The organism is Candidatus Liberibacter africanus PTSAPSY, from assembly GCF_001021085.1.
Lineage (GTDB): Bacteria > Pseudomonadota > Alphaproteobacteria > Rhizobiales > Rhizobiaceae > Liberibacter > Liberibacter africanus.
On sequence record NZ_CP004021.1, the window covers coordinates 98,533 to 117,500 of the forward strand.

An 18,968-nucleotide genomic window follows, 5' to 3' on the forward strand; every position below is an offset into this window, starting at 1 on the left:
TATTTTTAAAAAATAGAGGATAAAATGCAATTTAAAAAAATAATTATTACATCTTTTGCAATACTTTTATCTGCTTGTGCAGAGGATCAAACAGCAAGGTTTAAAGCTATAGAGGATTATCTCGGGGAATTTAAAAAAATTGTGGATAACAAAAACGTCTCTACGGATCATCAAATGGAAGAATTAGATAGTAGGATCATAGCTCTAAATACTGCCATAGCGAACTTAAAAAAAGAAAACAATACAACAAACCAAGATGTAAAGGGTAAAATAAAGGGATTAGAAGATGAAATAAATGTCTTATCAGGTCAGTTCGGTAAATTCTTAAAGAATGCTACCGAATTTAACGGTGCATTAACAGATTCTTTTTCAAAACTGGCAGAATTAAATGGTTCTCTTCTCGTAAATAAGGTTGCTAACGCAAATAAGGTTGCTAACGCAAATAATGATGCTATCGCAAAGAGTATTGCTAACACAAAGAATGTTGTTCCCGCAAATAATGTTGTTACCGAAAATAATGTTGTTCCCGCAAATAATGACACTACTGAAAAGAATGTTGTTCCCGAAAATAATGTTGTTCCCGCAAATAATGACACTACTGAAAATAATGTTGTTCCCGAAAATAATGTTGATATCGAAAATAGTGACGCTATCGAAAATAGTGATGCTATCGAAAATAGTGACCTTAACGAAAAGAATGTTGTTATCAAATATAGTGATGCTAAAGGGATGACAGTAAATTAAAAAATTGAGAAAATAACGTTAAATAATCACAAGATCGCATCATTCAACTTATAAAATATAATAAGAATATTACAGCGATCTTGTGGCAAATTATAATAATATAGAATTATCCTCCATTATCATTTTAATCAATCATTTTATTAATGACATTACTTTATCTACATCAAATAACGATGTTTTTTCAATAAAATTATCTATATATAACAATAATATATTTCACTTAAATGTCTGAGGAAACAATGCAATTGAAGAAGATTATTATTCCAACCTTCATAATACTTTTATCTGGTTGTGCAGAAGAAAAAACTATGAATGATATCAATGAATTTATATCCAACATAGAAAAGCACACAAAATTTCGCATAGATAGTTTAAACAGTAAAAACGACTTAATTAATAATGAAATCAGACGAATTACCATATACAATACCAATAACGGTAAGTTTATGCGTAAATTGTACGAGAAAATGCAAGAATATACAAAGATTCTAACAAATAGTATACAGACTTTAACAGATGATTACCAAACAATCTATTCTCACGCCAAAGAATTGAACGAAGATAAAATCACGATTGATACAGTCAATAAATTTATAACATTCGGGAACGATATGGAGAGTTATACCGAATTTATGGAAAGCACAAGAAAATTTAAGCCAGAGCGTAACACAGCAGATGATCTCATCAATAATACGTATAGTAGCGCAGAAACAGCAAAAGTAGGCTCTCGATGGTCAAAGATAGTATAAAATTTAAAAATCAGTTGAACGATTCTCTAAATGAAATCGATGAAGAACAGAAAAAGTCTACTGCTCGGTCAAACAGTAACGGTATAAATTAATAGTAGTGGTTGCTTGTGACTATCACTCACCGCGCAATTCAGCAAAAATATGGAAGAAAATTTTCGGCAACCTATCAAAGTTAATGAATTCTCCTCGACCATCATTTTGCTATAACCTCAGTCACTAATTTAATTGAGATATTATTCCTTATCTAACTTCCAACTAATTATAAATTTTTTTATTAAGTCATATTTTATTACATTTGATCCGAGGACACAATGAAATTAAAGACAATAACTATTCTAACTTTCATAATACTTTTATCTGGTTGCGAAGAAAAAGAAAAAATAACTGCAGATATGATCAACAAAATAAAAATAAAAATAAAAAAGTATAATGAACTTACGAAGGCTAACATAATAACTTCAACAAATAAAGCTGTATTAAATAAGGATCAACTAGATGTACTTATCGAAAAAGAAAGTGACCATGGTGTGTTGATCCATGGATTGCAAGATCTAGAATCAGCAAATCAAAAAAATATCCAAAATCTGCTAAAAGATTTAAACAATATAGATAAAGCCATGAAAGAAGCAGTTAATCCTGTGGAAAAAGTAAATAAATCTTTAAGGGAACTAATAACTGATTTTAACAAAAAATTCGATGATAGAAATAATAGAATCAATAAGTTTAAGGAAGACTTAGACAATGATATAATGAAGGTAGCAAAGGCAGCTACGAATCGAAATACAATAAAAGATGCAATGGCTTCTGTTAAAGTTAATCTCAACGATTTATTTAAAGAACTACCAGATGTAATAGATAAGGCAAAGCAGAAAACAACACCCGATATAAACAGTATTACTAAAAATACTTTTGACCCCAAATTAAAGGGTGATATAATGGATCATCTAAAGGATAATATAAAGATTATAAAATCTGCATTTGAGAATTACAATACAGCAACAAGTGCGATGGATTCTGATCCAAAGGATACCACAGATTTATCAAATAAGAATGATAAGGAAACAACAAACGGCACAAACAGTATTACTCCAAACAATTTTGACCCCAAATTAAACGGCAATGAAAATAGTGTAGTTTCCAAAAGTGCAGAGCGAAAGACAGTATACGGAACTTGGTTGGGATACTAATGGTAAGGAAACAACAACCGTTACAAACAGTATTACTCCAGTTTTATAAAATAACAATTTATTGAATAAAAATATTTTCAAAAAGTAATATATATCGAGAGTATAATGAATTTAAAACAATAATTATTCCAGCTTTCATAATGCTTTTATTTGGTTGTGTAGATAATAAAGAACAATCAGAAAATACAATCAAAGAAACGCGAAAACAACTGGAAAAATAAATTCAATCGAGAGGATTTTTCAATCCTTTAGAATATACACATGAAAACAGATGGCGTAAATAAGATTTGGAGTTCATATACGAGATCATGGTTAGACAGATAGAGATGAAACATAACTCATCAGGATCAGCAAATTACGATTTGCCACAACCGTTAAAACAAAAAAAATGACGCATGATAGTGCTTAAAAAAAAAGCATCACCTTATAAATTTAAATAATAAAAGTTAATCCTAAAAATATGGGAGGAAATAATTAGTTAAATAATTAAAGACATAGTGAGTGAATGTCAGTCACTATGTCATATATATGTTTTTAATAACGAAAAAATTGTTTGTCCATTGTGAAAATATTTACTATATAAAGGTACGTAACTTACTTTTTTATACTCTTAACTGTAAACATAGTCGTAGTTCGAAAAATTATATAATTAACAACCTTAATAATTGCACTGAAATAATATGATGGACGATAATATTGACCTTTTTTCAACATTACCAAAAAAAAATCAGGATTCGTCTGAGCAGTTTAAAAAAACCGCCGACAAACCTGAACCTTTAATGCCCAAAAATCAAAATAACGCTGACAACTATGATGCTTCTTCGATCCGTATCTTAGAAGGACTAGAACCAGTTCGTATGCGCCCAGGGATGTATATTGGTGGCACAGATGAAAAGGCGTTGCATCACCTTTTTTCAGAAGTCGTTGATAATGCAATGGATGAAGTGATTGCAGGCTATGCAAACCTTATTGAAGTATCACTTGATGATAGTGGATTTTTAACAGTAACAGATAATGGTCGTGGTATTCCTGTAGAAAATCATCCAAAATTTCCCAACAAATCCACACTTGAAATTATCCTGACTACATTACACGCTGGAGGAAAATTTGACAGCTCGGCTTATGAGGTATCCGGTGGATTACATGGCGTAGGAATATCAGTCGTTAATGCTCTCTCAGACGAATTGCATGTGACAGTCATGAGAAACAATACAATTTTTTCACAAAAATTTTCTTGTGGCATCCCATTAGGATCTCTTGAAAATAAAGGAACAGTGCGAAACAAACGTGGGACTACTATAAAGTTTCGTCCTGATCCAAAAATCTTTGGAGATAATGCCCGCTTCGATCCTGTTCGACTTCTCAAGATGACGCAATCCAAGGCTTACCTATCGGGTCGTGTAAAAACATGTTGGTCTTGCGACAAAACAATAGCGGAAAAGTACAATATTCCGGAAAAAACAGAATTCTATTTTCCTGGTGGATTAAAAACATATCTCCAACAAAAATTAGAGAATCGCCATTTAATTTCCTCAGAAATTTTTACAGGGAAAACAGAAAAAAAGGGCAATCATCCTGGAAAAGTTGAATGGGCCATTGCTTGGTGTGAAGAGGATCCTGAAATCACTTCTTATTGTAATACAATCCTCACAGATGAAGGAGGAACGCATGAAACAGGACTGCGGCTTGCACTTACCCGAGGCATAAGAAAATATGCTGAACTTACTCAGAATAAGAGAGCTTCCTCTATTATTAGCGATGATCTCATGATTTCTGTTGTTGGGATTATGTCAATATTTATTCGAGAACCTGAGTTTTCAGGACAAACTAAAACAAAACTTGTATCACTAGACGCACAGCGTACTGTAGAAAACGCACTACGCGATCCTTTTGATCATTATTTAGTTCAAAATCCAGTTGAATCGACAAAATTATTAGAATGGATAATTGAACGGTCTGAAGAGCGTCTAAGAAAACGCAAACAACGAGAAGTCAATCGCAAAACAGCGATCCGCAAACTTCGCCTGCCAGGGAAATTAGCAGATTGTTCTCAAAATACAGCTAAAGGTACGGAACTCTTCATTGTAGAAGGAGATTCAGCAGGTGGCTCAGCAAAACAAGCGAGAAATCGCCAAAACCAAGCAATCCTACCATTGCGTGGAAAAATTCTTAACGTTGCCAGCGCTGGATCAGACAAAATTCGAACTAATCAGCAAATTATGGATCTCATTCAAGCTTTGGGATGTCGTACAAGATCACAGTATCGAGAAGAAGATCTCCGATACGAAAAAAGTTATTATCATGACAGATGCCGATGTTGATGGTGCTCATATTGCCTCTCTCCTATTGACTTTTTTCTACCAAGAAATGTATGATCTCATTGAACAAAAACATCTTTTCTTAATTTGCCCTCCTCTTTTTAGAATTACTCAAGGAACGAAGTTAGTATATGCGCGTGACGAGGAACACAAGAAAGAAATTCTTAAAGAATTTAAGGAAAAAGGAAAAGGAAAGATAGAAATAAGTCGTTTTAAAGGACTAGGAGAGATGTTAGCTTCTCAGTTAAAAGAAACAGCAATGGACACTAAAAAACGCACCCTTCTCCGTATAGAAATTAATAAAGATGCAAATTCTTTAGGAGAAACCCAACAATCAATTAATAGACTTATGGGCACTAAAGCGGATGAGCGCTTTAAATTTATTCAAGAAAGAGCAAGCTTTGCAGAATAGAGCAGATGCGTGATGAAAAATAGCAAAAATGAAACTTGAAAATTTTGCGCTTTATTTCCTATCATCGTTTTTAAAGAATATTTACATGTTGGGGAGACTAGCATATAAGAATTATTCTCAACATCTCAATATTATACGATATTCAGTACATCATTAGATATTAGATTAGAATTGCCAAAGGATCTACTCATGAGAGAGACAATCTTAAACCCTCAAGGAATAACACGCTGGATGATTATTTTTATAATCTTAGCAGCTCTATATTTTATCAAAGGATTTTTTGCTCCCGTCCTCGCAGCCCTTATTATTGGTTTTACGACCTGGCCATTGTATAATATATTTATACCAAAAGAAGAAAAATCTTCTACTTTATTAGCAGCATTTGCTACCATATTAGTTGCTTTTTCTTTTATTATTCCTCTTTTGGCTTTATCTTATTATGGAATGCTAGAAATAAAAGTATTAGCATCGCAAATTGCCTTGACAAGTGAAAATGATATTCCTGTTCCTAGTTGGTTATCTAACATCCCTAATAGCGGATGGTCCGTAAAATTATGGAAAGATAATCTTTCTAATCCTCAATGCCTCAAAGTGCTTGTTAAAAATTTTTTAGAAGCAAACATTACTAATTATATCAAACAATTTGTATCTTTTTTCAGCGTTATTCTTTTAGATTATTGTTTATCGGCTGTTTTTATGCTCATAGCATTATTCTTTTTTTATCGTGATGGATTACCTATATCTCGGCAATTAGATTCTTTGGGAGAACATCTTTTCTCCTCATACTGGAAAAAATTCTCGAGAATTATTCCTAAAGTAATTCGATCAACTTTTTTAGGCATGACAATTATTGCTCTTGGAGAAGGATTAATATTAGGAACTGCATATTGGATGGCGGGCGTTCCTTCACATAATGCGTTAGGAATTATCACTGCTTTGATGGCTATGATTCCAGGTGGAGCACCGATTGCATTTACAGTTGTATCAATCTACCTTCTCATAAAAGGTAATATTATTAATGCTATTCTTCTCTTCTCATGGGGGGCAATTGAATTATTTATCGTTGATAAAACACTCAGACCATTTCTTGTTGGAGGACCTATTAAACTACCATTTCTTCCTACTTTTTTTGGCTTAGTTGGAGGCGTGAAAACCATGGGTCTATTAGGACTATTCATTGGGCCAGTACTAATGGCTCTGGTCTCGGTAATGTGGAAAGAATCTATTATCGCAATTAAAGAAAAAAATATGAAAAAACAAAGTAACGAAACTTAAGCTAGAAGCATTCTTTTACTTATTATCAATATCATGTCATTAAAAAATATTTTTATTTTGATGACATGATCAATTTTTACAATCAATACGATAATTTATATACCTAAATTGCGTAACAACGTATTGCAAAAATATAAAAAATCTATTGATCGTTATTTTCTTTTTATGCTGCTGCAATCAACGAAGAGGATCTATTTGCTATTGAACGAACATATCTTCTCTTCACTTCTAAATGTATTCTCTCAATCATTTCCAACAATTCTGCGACAGATCCACCACTTAAATTCATTTTTTCAATGCGTTTTAATAATTTTTCCGCTATAATACTAGGTTCCACCAAAATCGCACCAACAGCTAGTTCACGCCAAACAATTGTTGCTTCAACAAAAATATCACTAATATCAGGAGCGATTCCTACTAATTCATACAGGGAACGAATAACATGAAACCCACCTGTTGAAAGGATAGAATGGACTCGATCCGTACTGTATTCTGTAATATTTGCAAGAATAACTACGACAAAATCAATTGCTCCAATCATAATAGCATAAATTAAAAGAGCTGGCGTCAATTGTCCATCTTCTTGTAAAAGATCAACTAATTCGCATAAATCTTGCATATTATGCACATTAGACATATTATGCACATTAGATACTATATCTAATATCCCTACCCTCATATTTTCTTCAGCGATAATTTTAATACGACGGGAAGAAAGGGCTTTTTGCACTATTTTTGACTCACACAACACATCACACACACTTTTCATCAAGAGATATTTAGCTTTCAATGAAAGGTCCGTTCGCAATGATAAAAGATTTCTAACACGTGCATTATAATAAAAACGTTTCACTATCTGCGTTAATAAGGATCTAGATAAAATAACTGATTTGTTTTCTAGCAGAGCTATAACATGATCTGCACATCCGTTTTCTACTAAATTTTCTGCTACTACATGTGATAACTTATACCGCGAAGCGATAAAAATAGATATCATCTTATTTCCTCGACCAATAAGATCAATAAGATCCTTATCATTGAGAACAGGAGAATGAAGAATCACAGTTCCTGACACATCAGGATGATCTTCACTAAGAGCAAGAACGACATGCCTTGGCACAGTATCAGACAGTGCTATCGCGCGTGCTAAAGATAAACGTACCATTGAAGAAGGATCATCAAGTAGATGCGTCATTGCTAAAACTAAAGAAGATTTTTCCTGATCTAACAGCTCTTCCATACACCAAGTTCTACCCAAAATACGAGCAATACTCATTCTTTCTTGTAATTTGGCTGTTCTAGACCATTTTATAAATGATTTTATACTCACAGGTAATCCTAAAAATAAATTAACTTTAACTACAACGCCGCTCTATAACACTGATCAAAATGTATCCTGGAAAAGTTAATTGTTAGTTCGCATTTTTCATAATAACTGCCATCATAACAAACAATATCACATCACATCTTATGTAAAAAATACACTACCAAATCTTTTATATAAACACATAAAAAGGGAAAAATAATGTTGCCAATGGTTGTAAAAATTTTGATAAATAAAAAAAATATTGCCTAAAATTAATAAAAAAAAAGATTTTATTCAAAATATTATAGATAACAATAAAATATAAAGAATACCTTGCAACACTAAACGAAAACGAAGTGAAGAGCAATTAAGAATATATGGTTTGGTGTTTAGCCATCCCATAATCAACATAAAGATTTAAACTCTGTGGTGCTATAGAGCAGCTTTATGAATGCGATATTCTTTAGATGCTATTGAAAGCCTGAAGGCTCTATAAGACGAATTCTTGCGGTCTAGCAGAAGCGGAGATTGAGAATCCCAATAATTGCAAGCAATTAGTAATTATAAGAAGCAATTTGCTCGATCTCATAGGAAAAACAAGAGTTAACAACTAGGCAACAAGAAGTAGCATAATAAGGAGAGAGCACAATTATGAGTAACATAGAAGAAATAATACGAAAGAGTAATCTAGAAGAACAAATACAACAGGCTGTAAGAGACATAGAATTTTTTGCTTGCTTTGAACATGTTGGGTTTCTTTTTCTCGTCTACAATCATCTTAATGAATGCGATCTTCGTTTAGATGCTATTGAGGATTCTGAAAACGTTATAAAAAACATTATAGATAGTATTGAGGTGTCTAAAAAAGCTATAATATACACTATAAAGCTAATTATTAGGGATCTATGGGAAGTGGAGATTGATTATAACCCTATTTTACATGAATTGTCCTATACAAGAATATATTTGCTTAGTCTCATAGGAAAAGAAGAACAAAATCTAATACCTGCTCAACAAATAATAGAATACGCCTTAAGGGTAACTGGTTCACCTAAGCCTGATACGAATAAACTAAAGAAAACGTATCTAGCGATTAAGAATATATGGTTTGGTGTTTAGCCTTCACATGTTCAATATAACAATTTAAACTTTAGGAGGTTTTTATGTCTAATAATCAAAGAGGAAGTAGTATTTCCTAAGATTTATGAAAAATACAATCAAGACGCAATTGACATTCAAAATTAGTTTTTACATTATATTAAATTACAATATAAGCTATTGATTATAGCTAGTGTTCTTTGGCTATCTCTCCTTTATTGGCGAGTTTTTAGGCTATTTGTCTTGTATCTTCCTATTATTCCTGCTGTTTGGCTGTTTCTCATAAACATTAAGCCTCCTTACGAAGCTGAAAAGCGGTAGTATATGATAGATGAATCTTTGAAATCTACAATGTGGAAATTCTATATGGAATGTGGAAATTCTATATAGGAGTTAAAGTCTACCTCATAGATGAGAATGAGATAGATGAGAGGAAGCTAAAAGATCATTTGTCGATATAGTAGGCGACAAAAAAGAGGTTGAGAAATATAATATATCTTATCTTTTCGTGATGTGGAAAATTATCAAGTTTTGCCTTGGGAAGATCGTAAAGAGATATTAAAACATAGAGTTAAAGATCAGCTTGTTTGGGATAGAATTAAATCGGAATTAAACATTAATCAGCTAAATAAGTGGCATTATTGTAGATATACGGTTCTTATACTTTTATTGATTGTGTTAGGTCTTTTAAAGGCGCATTTAATATTGGCATTGGCACATTCTCAACTATCATTCCTACAAATTTAGTAGCTATCTCGGGCTGGATTATCATGAAAAAATTCAATGATTTATCAATATCATATAACCATTGAACTTCCTGAAGATTTGATGAGACTTATTGAGATTACTTCAACTGGCAAAGATACGTTTTTTGTTAATGAAGCAAAAGAGAAAATGGACGCTCAACAATTTAGTCGTTGGTTTATCGGGAGAACTAAAAAAGCAGGAATTGAGAAATCTGCTCATGGGGTTCGTAAGCTTTCTGCCACTATTTCGGCAGAAGCTGGAGCGACAATGCATGAGTTAATGGCCACATACGGTTGGAAATCAATGTCACAAGCGGAAACGTATACGAAAGGTGCAGATAGAAAACGTTTAGGTATTAAAAATTCTCGGTTGATATCTTCAGTTATAAAAATCTAATGGAGCCAAACCTTAAAAATGATGGTTCGTCTAAAAAATATATATTGTTATATCATATGCTTAATATATATTATATGCCAATCAATAACATCATATAAGTTATACATAGAATGTGTAATTTCCTTTTATCAATACTAAATATATCACGCTATAATAAATCATCTAATAAATAGCCATGGGGATTTTTTATGTTCATCGTTGCTGGCCTTGGGAATCCTGGAAAAGAGTACTGTGCAAACCGTCATAACATTGGTTTTATATGTATTGATCGAATCCATGAATTTAATTCTTTCTCTTCTTGGAGGAAAAAATTTTCTGCTGAAATATCTGAGGGAAAAATCGATGGTTTAAGCACCATGCTGATAAAGCCGCAAACCTTTATGAATTTATCTGGAAAATCTCTCATAGAAGCGATTAATTTTTATAAAGTTTCTCTTGAAAACTGCCTAATTATTCACGATGAATTGGATCTGGACTTTGGAAAATTACGTCTAAAAACTGGTGGGAGCGATGCTGGACATAACGGTTTAAAGTCGATTAGTGAAAAATGCGGGAAAAATTATAAACGCCTTCGCATTGGAATTGGTCGTCCTTTGAATAAAGAACATGTGAGCAAATATGTTTTGGATGATTTTTCTCCCATCGAAAAATCATTTTTATCACCTATACTCGATAATATTGCCCGGCACCTTCCCCTACTCACTAAAGGTGATAAAAAAGAAGATGATTTGTTTTTAAACAATATTTTGAAGGTTGAAAAATAAAATCCCCAAATAATTGATTAATCTAGATCTAAGGATTGATTTTTAAATCATATTTTCCCAGTATACATACTTATTTTTCGAGTTTTCTGTGCGAGCAATAGAGTAAGTTCAGAAGAAATAAAACTTACACTTGACTTGAAATTTAGGCTTTGCTTCATACAAGAAAGATATTTTGCAAAAGGAAAAAATTTTATGGGTTTTAAATGTGGTATAATAGGTCTGCCTAATGTTGGCAAGTCAACACTTTTTAATGCGTTAACACGTACAGCATCGGCTCAAGCGGCTAATTATCCTTTTTGCACGATTGAACCCAATTCTGGTGAAGTCGCTGTTCCCGATCCTAGAATGCATAAATTAGCTGAAATTGCCAAATCAAAAGAGTTAGTTCCTACACGTATGTCTTTTGTTGATATTGCTGGAATAGTACGTGGTGCATCAAAAGGAGAAGGATTAGGCAATCAGTTTCTTGCTAATATTCGTGAAGTTGATGCCATTGTTCATGTACTGCGTTGTTTTGAAGACGAAGATATTATTCATGTCGACGGTCGCATTGATCCTATTAATGATATAGAAACAATAGAAACAGAATTAATGCTCTCTGATATTGAAAGACTAGAACGTCTTTTTGCAAAGAACAAAAAACTTACGTCTAACGATATACTTTTGATGCAATCCATTATTTCTTCATCTTTACGGCTGTTAGAAGAAGGAAAACCTGTTCGGAGTTTATTACAATCACTTGATTCCGATGCAATACCTATTTTTAAAAGTCTCAATCTTCTTACTGAAAAACCGCTCCTTTATGTTTGTAACGTTTCAGAAAATGATTGTAAAACAGGCAATATCTATACGGAAAAAATTCAAAAATTAGCATCGCAACAAAATGCCGAAATGATTATAATATCTGCATCTATTGAATCTGAAATATCGCAACTTCCAGAAGAAGAACGCAGCTTATTTATGGAAGAATTGGGCATTTCTCTATCAGGACTTGAATTACTTATCCAATCTGGATATCGACTCCTTGATTTGATAACGTATTTTACAGTTGGCCCCAAAGAAACCCGCGCTTGGACAATTCCTCAAGGCACCAATGCTCAAAAAGCAGCAGGTGTTATACACACTGATTTTGAAAAAGGATTCATACGTGCTCTCACGATTTCCTATGAAGACTACATATCAATGGGTGGAGAAAATGCAGCAAAAGAAGCTGGAAAAGCAAGGAATGAAGGAGCAGAATATATTGTAAGAGATGGTGATATAATGCATTTTCGTTTTAACGTATAAATTTCAAAGTTATAGCGATAAATTGATTTTTCCTCTTCCCTTTAAGCCAACCAAAAAGGAATTGCAGTATCTGCAATCAATATATGGAGCTGTTTCCTGGAACCAATCCAATGCACATCTAATCCAATAAAAATGTACAATATACTTGATCCGTCACTTCCATCAGGCCCACAATATTATTGAAAAAATATACTGTGTTACGGGAAATAGCAGAAAAAATTTACAAATGTTCTTGCAATATCTTGTTATCCTGATAATGACGTTGATTTACTAAAATTAATAGAAGAAAATATTAAACTAAATAAAAAATCAATCTCTAGAGAAGCAACCCAGATATTACTTGAACACTTGGGAGGAGATCGTGTCGCTTCTCGAAATGAAATACAAAAACTATTATCTTATTGTTCCGAAGATGATTTAATAACAGAACAACATGTAAAAGATATAATTTGCGATACTCATGTATTATATATTGAAGAAATTATTAATGCTACTTTACAAGGGAAAACGTATCACGCACTTATGCTAGCTGATTTTTTTTCACATCAAAAATGTCGTCAAATGCTCTACTAAATGGCTTTTTACAAAAATTTCAATTGCTAGATAAAATTCATATAGAAAAAGAATGCTCTAAAATGTGGTTCCCATCAGCTACGCGTTTCCGCCTCACCTTAGGGGCCGGCTAACCCTGCTCAGATTAACTTTAAGCAGGAACCCCTGGTCTTTGCGAGAGGGTTTCTCACCCTCTTTATCGTTACTCATATCAACATTCTCACTTCCGATACCTCCAGAGGCTCTCACAAGTCCTCCTTCATCAGCTTACGGAACGCTCCGCTACCACTTGCAAACTTATAAAGTAAAACAAATCCTCATCTTCGGTGCATGGCTTTAGCCCCGTTACATTTTCGGCGCAAAAATCCTTACCTAGACCAGTGAGCTGTTACGCTTTCTTTAAATGATGGCTGCTTCTAAGCCAACATCCTGGTTGTTTTGGGATTTCCACATCCTTTCCAACTTAGCCATGACTTCGGGACCTTAAATGGAGGTCAGGGTTGTTGCCCTCTCCACAATGGACGTTAGCACCCACTGTGTGTCTGCCAACTAATACTCTCTCCAAAGACTGATACGTAAATGATATCTGAAAATAAAATTTAGAAGAAAGTTAATCGGTTAATGATGGGTAACTCATGTGGCATAAAACATGCTATGATTGCCATCATATAAAGAAATATATGTTTTTCTTTCTTAGTAGCATTAAGTAATCCTTCAAAATGATATCAAAAATATAAAGACAATAATTTTTGTCATGACTATCAAAGATAACTCTTGAGAGATTTTTTTAATCGTTTTATAGATAACAATAACTGATCTTATATATCTGTAATAGGTATATCAATTCTTGTAATGATCTATGGGAGAAAATATGCTGGCACATAAAGTAGCTTTTCTAACAGCTGGTGGCATTGCTCCGTGTTTGTCTTCGGGTATTGGCATGCTGATTAACCGTTATAATGAAATTCTTCCAGAAGCAGAGTTGATTTGTTATCGCTCTGGATACCAAGGACTACTTTTAGATGACAAAATTGTCATTACGCCAAATATGCGACAGCATGCAGATAAATTACTCTCTTATGGGGGATCTCCTATAGGCAATAGCCGCGTAAAACTCACGAATATTTCTGATTGTGTTAAACGAGGATTGATTAAAAAAAATGAAGATCCACTAGAGGTATCCGCTCGTCATCTTATGAAAAGTGGCGTTACTATTCTTCATACAATAGGAGGAGATGATACAAATACAACATCTTGCGATCTTCTCCGTTATCTTAAAGAAAAGAATTATAACATTACTGTTGTTGGATTACCGAAAACAATAGACAATGACATTGTTCCAATAAAACAATCTTTGGGCGCTTTAACGGCTGCCAAGGTGAGTGCACGTTTTTTTGATAATATTTCCAATGAACGTAGCGCAACACCTAAAAGTCTTATTATACACGAAGTCATGGGAAGAAATTGTGGCTGGCTAACAGCCTATTCTGCGCATTGTTACTTGAATATGATTCGAGATAGAAACTATGTTGATGGATTTGTTTTTTCTTCTGATTTTAAAGCGATAGATGGTATCTATATACCTGAAATGTTGTTCAATATTGAAAGAGAAATTGAACGTCTCAGCAAAGTGATGGAAAAAAAAGGATCCGTTGCTATTTTTGTATCTGAAGGTGCTTGTCGTGATGCTATAGTGGAAAGCCATCTATCATCTGGCAAGAAAATTCAGAGAGATTCTTTTGACCATATTCTTCTTGATAAAATTAATGTTGGCTCTTGGTTTTCCGATCAATTTGCGAATATGATAAAAGCAGATCGTTCAATTGTACAAAAATCAGGATATTTTGCTAGATCTGCAGCTTCTGAAGAGGAAGACTTAGAGCTTATAAGAAAAATGGTTTTCCTTGCGGTTGATAGTGCGATTTCTGGTTTATCTGGTGTTACAGGGGAAGATGAACGAGAAAATAATCTTTTACGAATCATTAAATTTGAAGATATACGTGGTGGCAAAGTTTTTGATATAAATACGCCTTGGTTTTCCGAAATACTACAACATACGGGACAAAAATGCTAAACAAGTGTTTGATATCTCTTCACAAAAATTAATCTCTTCCATAAGTAAGTTATAGCTCTATTTCTTATAAATAAATTTTTCTATCATCATTTATTATTGCTACCTTTAGTCATTTTTTATATTTTTGCATGGATTTTTTTAATAATATTATTTTGAGAAATTACAAATGAAAAGAAAATCGTTATACGCTAGCCTTCTCTATCATTTACGGTGGGCGTTTCTTATCACAATCATAGGAATTTTACTAAGTATTGCAATTGGATGGCAAATTACTAATACGTTATCTGGAACAATTTCAACAGTATATCTCTGTATAATACTAGGAATAGTAGAGATTTCTCTTTCTTGTGACAACGCTATTCTCAACGCGAAAACTCTAAAAAAAATGTGCCCTGTTTGGCAAAAAAGATTCCTAAGTTGGGGAATATTAATAGCCGTATTTGGGATGCGCATTATATTCCCTATTATGATTGTTTGTCTTATAGCAAAAATTAGTCCCATTGAGGCAATCAATCTAGCAGTATATTCACCTACAGATTACTTAAGAATTATTTCTGAATCTCATGTACCTATTTCAGGATTTGGGGGTACATTTTTAATGATGGTTAGTCTTACGTTTTTTTTAAATAGCAAAAAAAACATTCACTGGATTCATTTATTAGAAAATTCTATGTCGCATCTTACTAAAATTAAAGGGATAAAGATTTTTCTTGTTTTATCATTTGTTTCTGGAATTTCATGCATATTACCTAGAAACGAGATGTACCCGTTCATATTATCTTCTATCCTTGCATTGATAATTTTTTATGGCATTAACTTTTTAGAGAACGTATTATCAACTAATCATTCTCCCACAAATTATGTAAAAGGAAGATATGGATTAAACTTATTTTTATATCTTGAAATAGTTGATGCCAGCCTCTCGTTTGATGGCATTATAAGCTCCTTTGCCATTACTAAGAATTTTTTCATTATAATCATCGGGCTAACAATTGGTGCTGTATATGTCCGCTCTATGACACTTATAATTCTCAAGGAAAATATCCTAAACAAGTATAAGTACCTTGAACATGGATCATATTATTCTATATTTATACTTTCTATAATTATGTTTTTACAAACAATAATAAATATTCCAGAAGTTTTCACGGGTACAAGTAGTGCACTCTTAATTTTATTATCAATCTACTCTTCGACAAAGAATAATGTTAATTATTCAATCAGCAAAAGATAATATCGGTATTTAAAAAAATATTATCAAATAAATTTTTATAACTATTTTTATTCAAGAATATATAAAAAATTTGTTGCTCATTTGACTTTTTGTCCTGCCTTAGGATTTTCCAAAGCGATGGATTGAGCATTAATCTTTACCTATTAAAATTTCAATTGATCATGCTTTGTATATTTTTTTACTTCATATGTTCTGCTATTATTTTATACAAAGAAAATACAAAACATAGTAAAAACGAAATATTCCACAACAAGAAACAAATGGATCATTATTTAATTTGTTTCGGAAAAGTAAAAAATATATCTCTTAATGTAATGGATAATGTACCAAACTTTTTTGATAGATGGAACAAATATTGTTTATGATAAATATACCAAGAAGATATCTTTGAGATCTTCTTCCTTATCTCTATAGATCTTACACAAAAAACCTAAAATGGATAACAAGATAATCCTCTTTATCACTGAAATTGTTAAAATTTTTCCTTATTATTGAATGAGTTATTGCATCCAATACCAAACCTAGCAACTATATTCCTATAATTTCCATATTTCCCGTCTAATTCTGAAATAATAACAGAAATGATCCAAGAAAATAAAATTATTTGGTCAAAAATAAATACATCAAAACTATACATAAGAAAAGTTACCGCAAAAGAATATTATCTATAAAACCTATGCATTAACTTTTAAAATGATTGCCGATAATGTATAAAAAAGGAAGAAAATACGATTTATAAATCATTAAACTATGCATTATTCGAATTGAGTAATATTTTAAAGTAGGTGATTTATTTTACGTTTTTATGGTATTTAGATATTTACATAAGAAACAATCTCCACTACCCGGTTAGCAGGTAAGTGAAAATAATCAGATGGCTCTTCTGCATACGTAAAAAGCATAATAAACAAATGATCTTGCCAACTAGGCATACCAGATCTTGATTGTGGTAACAATTTACGACGTCCTAGGTAGAATGATGTATTCATAATTTCAAATTTTAGTCCATGATTCCTTAATTCTGCCAATGCTTGAGAAACATTTTGTTCTTCCATATATCCAAATAATAATTCAACACACGAAAATCGTTCAGAAATTTGTTCACATATAAACCGTTTTTCTTTTGGTACTCGTGGTTGATTAGCGGTATTAATCATCAAAATAATATTTTTCTCATGTACGACGTGATTGTGTTTAATATTTTGTAATAACGCATCTGGAACAGCTTGCGAATCACTTGTGAGAAAAATTGCCGTACCTGGAACTTGTTGAGTTGAGTTTTCTATTGAAACGATAAAAGAATGAATAGGAATATCGGCATGACGAGTAAGTGTAGATAGAATATTTGTCCCTCTCTTCCATGTCCACATTATGACGATACATAAAGAAGCAATCAATAATGGAATATATCCACCATCAAGTATTTTAAATAAATTTACTCCTAAAAAAGTCATTTCAATTAATAATAATGGAAAGAGAAAGATAATAACTTTAACAAGTTTCCATCTCCAATACACATGGGCAAAAACGGAAAACATAATTGTGGAAATGACCATAGTTCCACTTACAGATATCCCATATGCAGCTACTAAAGATTCAGAATGTCTGAATCCAAGTACACATGTAATGACTCCCAAAAATAGAAAAAAATTGATGCTTGGCAAAAACATTTGTCCTTTAAAGGTTTCTGAAGTAAAGAATATCTTCATAGGTGGTAAAAATCCCAAATGAATCGCCTGTCTTGCTAATGAAAATGTTCCTGTAATCACAGCTTGACTAGCAATAACAGTTGCACATGTTGCAGTTAAAATTGCAAAAGGCAAAAACCATCCTGAAAACATCATATAGAAAGGATCTTTAATAGCTGCGGGATTGGAGAGCACTAAAGCCCCTTGTCCTAAATAGTTTATTATTAAAGCTGGGAAAATTACCATCCAGGCATATTGGATTGGCTTACGACCAAAATGTCCAAGATCAGCATAAAGAGCTTCTGCGCCCGTGATGGTTAAAAAAACTGAACCTAAAACAACGAGAGAAATAGTGCCTCGTCCAAAAATCATGTACAAAGCATACATAGGATTAAAAGCGGCAATAATACCCCAATCATCTGATATATGGATTAATCCCGAAACCGTTATCATTAAAAGCCAAGTGAGCATAATAGGAGAAAAAAAACAAGCCACTCCTTTAGTTCCATGAGATTGTAACATGAACAATAAAAATAATATTCCTAAGGCGATCAAAATAATAAAATTATCTAATCCCGTAGCTATGTATCTTATACCTTCTACAGCAGAGAGAACGGAGAGCGCTGGTGTTACCACAGTATCTCCAATAAACAATGAAGAACCAATTAAGCCCAGTGTTATCAATAAAGTTGAATTTTTAGGAACTTTTTTTAATAACAAAGCAAGAAGAGATAAAATACCACCTTCCCCATCATTATCAGCTCTTAATAACAATAAAATATATTTTATTGTCACCACTATGGTAAGAACCCAAATCATGAGGGAAACCAAACCTATAATCTCTACTCTGTCCACATTAGAAGTATGACTCATCGTTTTTAATGCTTCTTTGAAAGAATAGAGAACGCTAGTACCAATATCTCCATAAACTACACCTATAGATTCAAACATCAGATAAAACAGGTTTGGATTATTTCTGTGAAGATCTTTAGTATGAGTATTCATGATAATAAAAAATTTGCCTTTACAAACTATCTGTTTCTCTAGTTATTTCACCGTAATCGATTAAAAAATATTTTTTATATTATCCAATGATAGCAATGAACAATCCTAAAGAATGTATTTCATATTCTATAT

Annotated in this window: 12 protein-coding genes, 1 pseudogene and 2 other annotated features; of the genes and pseudogenes, 11 read left to right on the forward strand and 2 right to left on the reverse strand. The window is 32.5% G+C overall.

Annotation, left to right across the window (positions count from 1 at the left end):
* Positions 1-24: 24 nt before the first annotated feature.
* The 5 genes and pseudogenes from G293_RS05415 (at position 25) to G293_RS00470 (ending at position 6,685) form a co-directional block, all read left to right on the forward strand.
* Positions 25-744: a hypothetical protein gene (locus tag G293_RS05415; RefSeq protein ID WP_052774999.1), complete on the forward strand. Its 720-nt coding sequence runs from the start codon at positions 25-27 to the stop codon at positions 742-744.
* A gap of 239 nt (positions 745-983) precedes the next feature.
* Positions 984-1,493: a hypothetical protein gene (locus tag G293_RS00455; RefSeq protein ID WP_047263841.1), complete on the forward strand. Its 510-nt coding sequence runs from the start codon at positions 984-986 to the stop codon at positions 1,491-1,493.
* A 311-nt stretch (positions 1,494-1,804) separates the two neighbouring features.
* Positions 1,805-2,680 carry a hypothetical protein gene (locus tag G293_RS00460; protein ID WP_047263842.1) on the forward strand — a complete coding sequence of 292 codons (876 nt, stop codon included), beginning with the start codon at positions 1,805-1,807 and terminating at the stop codon, positions 2,678-2,680.
* A 680-nt stretch (positions 2,681-3,360) separates the two neighbouring features.
* Positions 3,361-5,410, forward strand: a pseudogene (locus G293_RS00465) (DNA gyrase/topoisomerase IV subunit B).
* 189 nt (positions 5,411-5,599) lie between these two features.
* Positions 5,600-6,685, forward strand: coding sequence for an AI-2E family transporter (locus G293_RS00470; RefSeq protein ID WP_047263843.1), 1,086 nt, complete (start codon positions 5,600-5,602; stop codon positions 6,683-6,685).
* A 163-nt stretch (positions 6,686-6,848) separates the two neighbouring features.
* On the opposite strand, the gene G293_RS00475 is transcribed toward G293_RS00470, so the two are convergent.
* Complete coding sequence (locus G293_RS00475) at positions 6,849-8,015, reverse strand: DUF2336 domain-containing protein (RefSeq protein WP_047263844.1); 1,167 nt, start codon at positions 8,013-8,015, stop codon at positions 6,849-6,851.
* A 627-nt stretch (positions 8,016-8,642) separates the two neighbouring features.
* On the opposite strand from G293_RS00475, the gene G293_RS00480 reads away from it, so the two are divergent.
* From G293_RS00480 to G293_RS00515, 6 genes are all read left to right on the forward strand, one after another.
* A complete protein-coding gene (locus G293_RS00480; protein ID WP_047263845.1) occupies positions 8,643-9,110 on the forward strand; it encodes a hypothetical protein in 468 nt (155 codons plus the stop codon).
* Positions 9,111-9,872: 762 nt separating this feature from the next.
* Positions 9,873-10,232 carry a tyrosine-type recombinase/integrase gene (locus G293_RS00490; protein WP_047263847.1) on the forward strand — a complete coding sequence of 120 codons (360 nt, stop codon included), beginning with the start codon at positions 9,873-9,875 and terminating at the stop codon, positions 10,230-10,232.
* A gap of 188 nt (positions 10,233-10,420) precedes the next feature.
* Positions 10,421-10,996, forward strand: coding sequence for an aminoacyl-tRNA hydrolase (gene pth / locus G293_RS00495; RefSeq protein ID WP_047263848.1), 576 nt, complete (start codon positions 10,421-10,423; stop codon positions 10,994-10,996).
* Positions 10,997-11,188: 192 nt separating this feature from the next.
* A complete protein-coding gene (ychF, locus tag G293_RS00500) occupies positions 11,189-12,283 on the forward strand; it encodes a redox-regulated ATPase YchF (protein WP_047263849.1) in 1,095 nt (364 codons plus the stop codon).
* A 407-nt stretch (positions 12,284-12,690) separates the two neighbouring features.
* Positions 12,691-13,031, reverse strand: a sequence feature (23S ribosomal RNA rRNA prediction is too short).
* A 25-nt stretch (positions 13,032-13,056) separates the two neighbouring features.
* Positions 13,057-13,444, reverse strand: a sequence feature (23S ribosomal RNA rRNA prediction is too short).
* A 262-nt stretch (positions 13,445-13,706) separates the two neighbouring features.
* On the forward strand, positions 13,707-14,909 hold the full coding sequence (locus G293_RS00510) for a pyrophosphate--fructose-6-phosphate 1-phosphotransferase (RefSeq protein ID WP_047264637.1): 1,203 nt from the start codon (positions 13,707-13,709) through the stop codon (positions 14,907-14,909).
* A gap of 166 nt (positions 14,910-15,075) precedes the next feature.
* Positions 15,076-16,143: a DUF475 domain-containing protein gene (locus G293_RS00515; protein ID WP_047263850.1), complete on the forward strand. Its 1,068-nt coding sequence runs from the start codon at positions 15,076-15,078 to the stop codon at positions 16,141-16,143.
* Between the two features lie 812 nt (positions 16,144-16,955).
* Here the strand turns inward: G293_RS00515 and G293_RS00520 are convergent.
* Positions 16,956-18,842, reverse strand: a complete 1,887-nt coding sequence (locus G293_RS00520) for a potassium transporter Kup (protein WP_404990508.1) — start codon at positions 18,840-18,842, stop codon at positions 16,956-16,958.
* Positions 18,843-18,968 lie beyond the last annotated feature (126 nt).

Bases quoted from the DNA above. Each gene is read 5' to 3' on its own strand.
- G293_RS05415 (WP_052774999.1), top strand. From the start codon at position 25: ATGCAATTTAAAAAAATAATTATTACATCTTTTGCAATACTTTTATCT.
- G293_RS00455 (WP_047263841.1), top strand. From the start codon at position 984: ATGCAATTGAAGAAGATTATTATTCCAACCTTCATAATACTTTTATCT.
- G293_RS00460 (WP_047263842.1), top strand. From the start codon at position 1,805: ATGAAATTAAAGACAATAACTATTCTAACTTTCATAATACTTTTATCT.
- G293_RS00470 (WP_047263843.1), top strand. From the start codon at position 5,600: ATGAGAGAGACAATCTTAAACCCTCAAGGAATAACACGCTGGATGATT.
- G293_RS00480 (WP_047263845.1), top strand. From the start codon at position 8,643: ATGAGTAACATAGAAGAAATAATACGAAAGAGTAATCTAGAAGAACAA.
- G293_RS00490 (WP_047263847.1), top strand. From the start codon at position 9,873: ATGATTTATCAATATCATATAACCATTGAACTTCCTGAAGATTTGATG.
- pth (WP_047263848.1), top strand. From the start codon at position 10,421: ATGTTCATCGTTGCTGGCCTTGGGAATCCTGGAAAAGAGTACTGTGCA.
- ychF (WP_047263849.1), top strand. From the start codon at position 11,189: ATGGGTTTTAAATGTGGTATAATAGGTCTGCCTAATGTTGGCAAGTCA.
- G293_RS00510 (WP_047264637.1), top strand. From the start codon at position 13,707: ATGCTGGCACATAAAGTAGCTTTTCTAACAGCTGGTGGCATTGCTCCG.
- G293_RS00515 (WP_047263850.1), top strand. From the start codon at position 15,076: ATGAAAAGAAAATCGTTATACGCTAGCCTTCTCTATCATTTACGGTGG.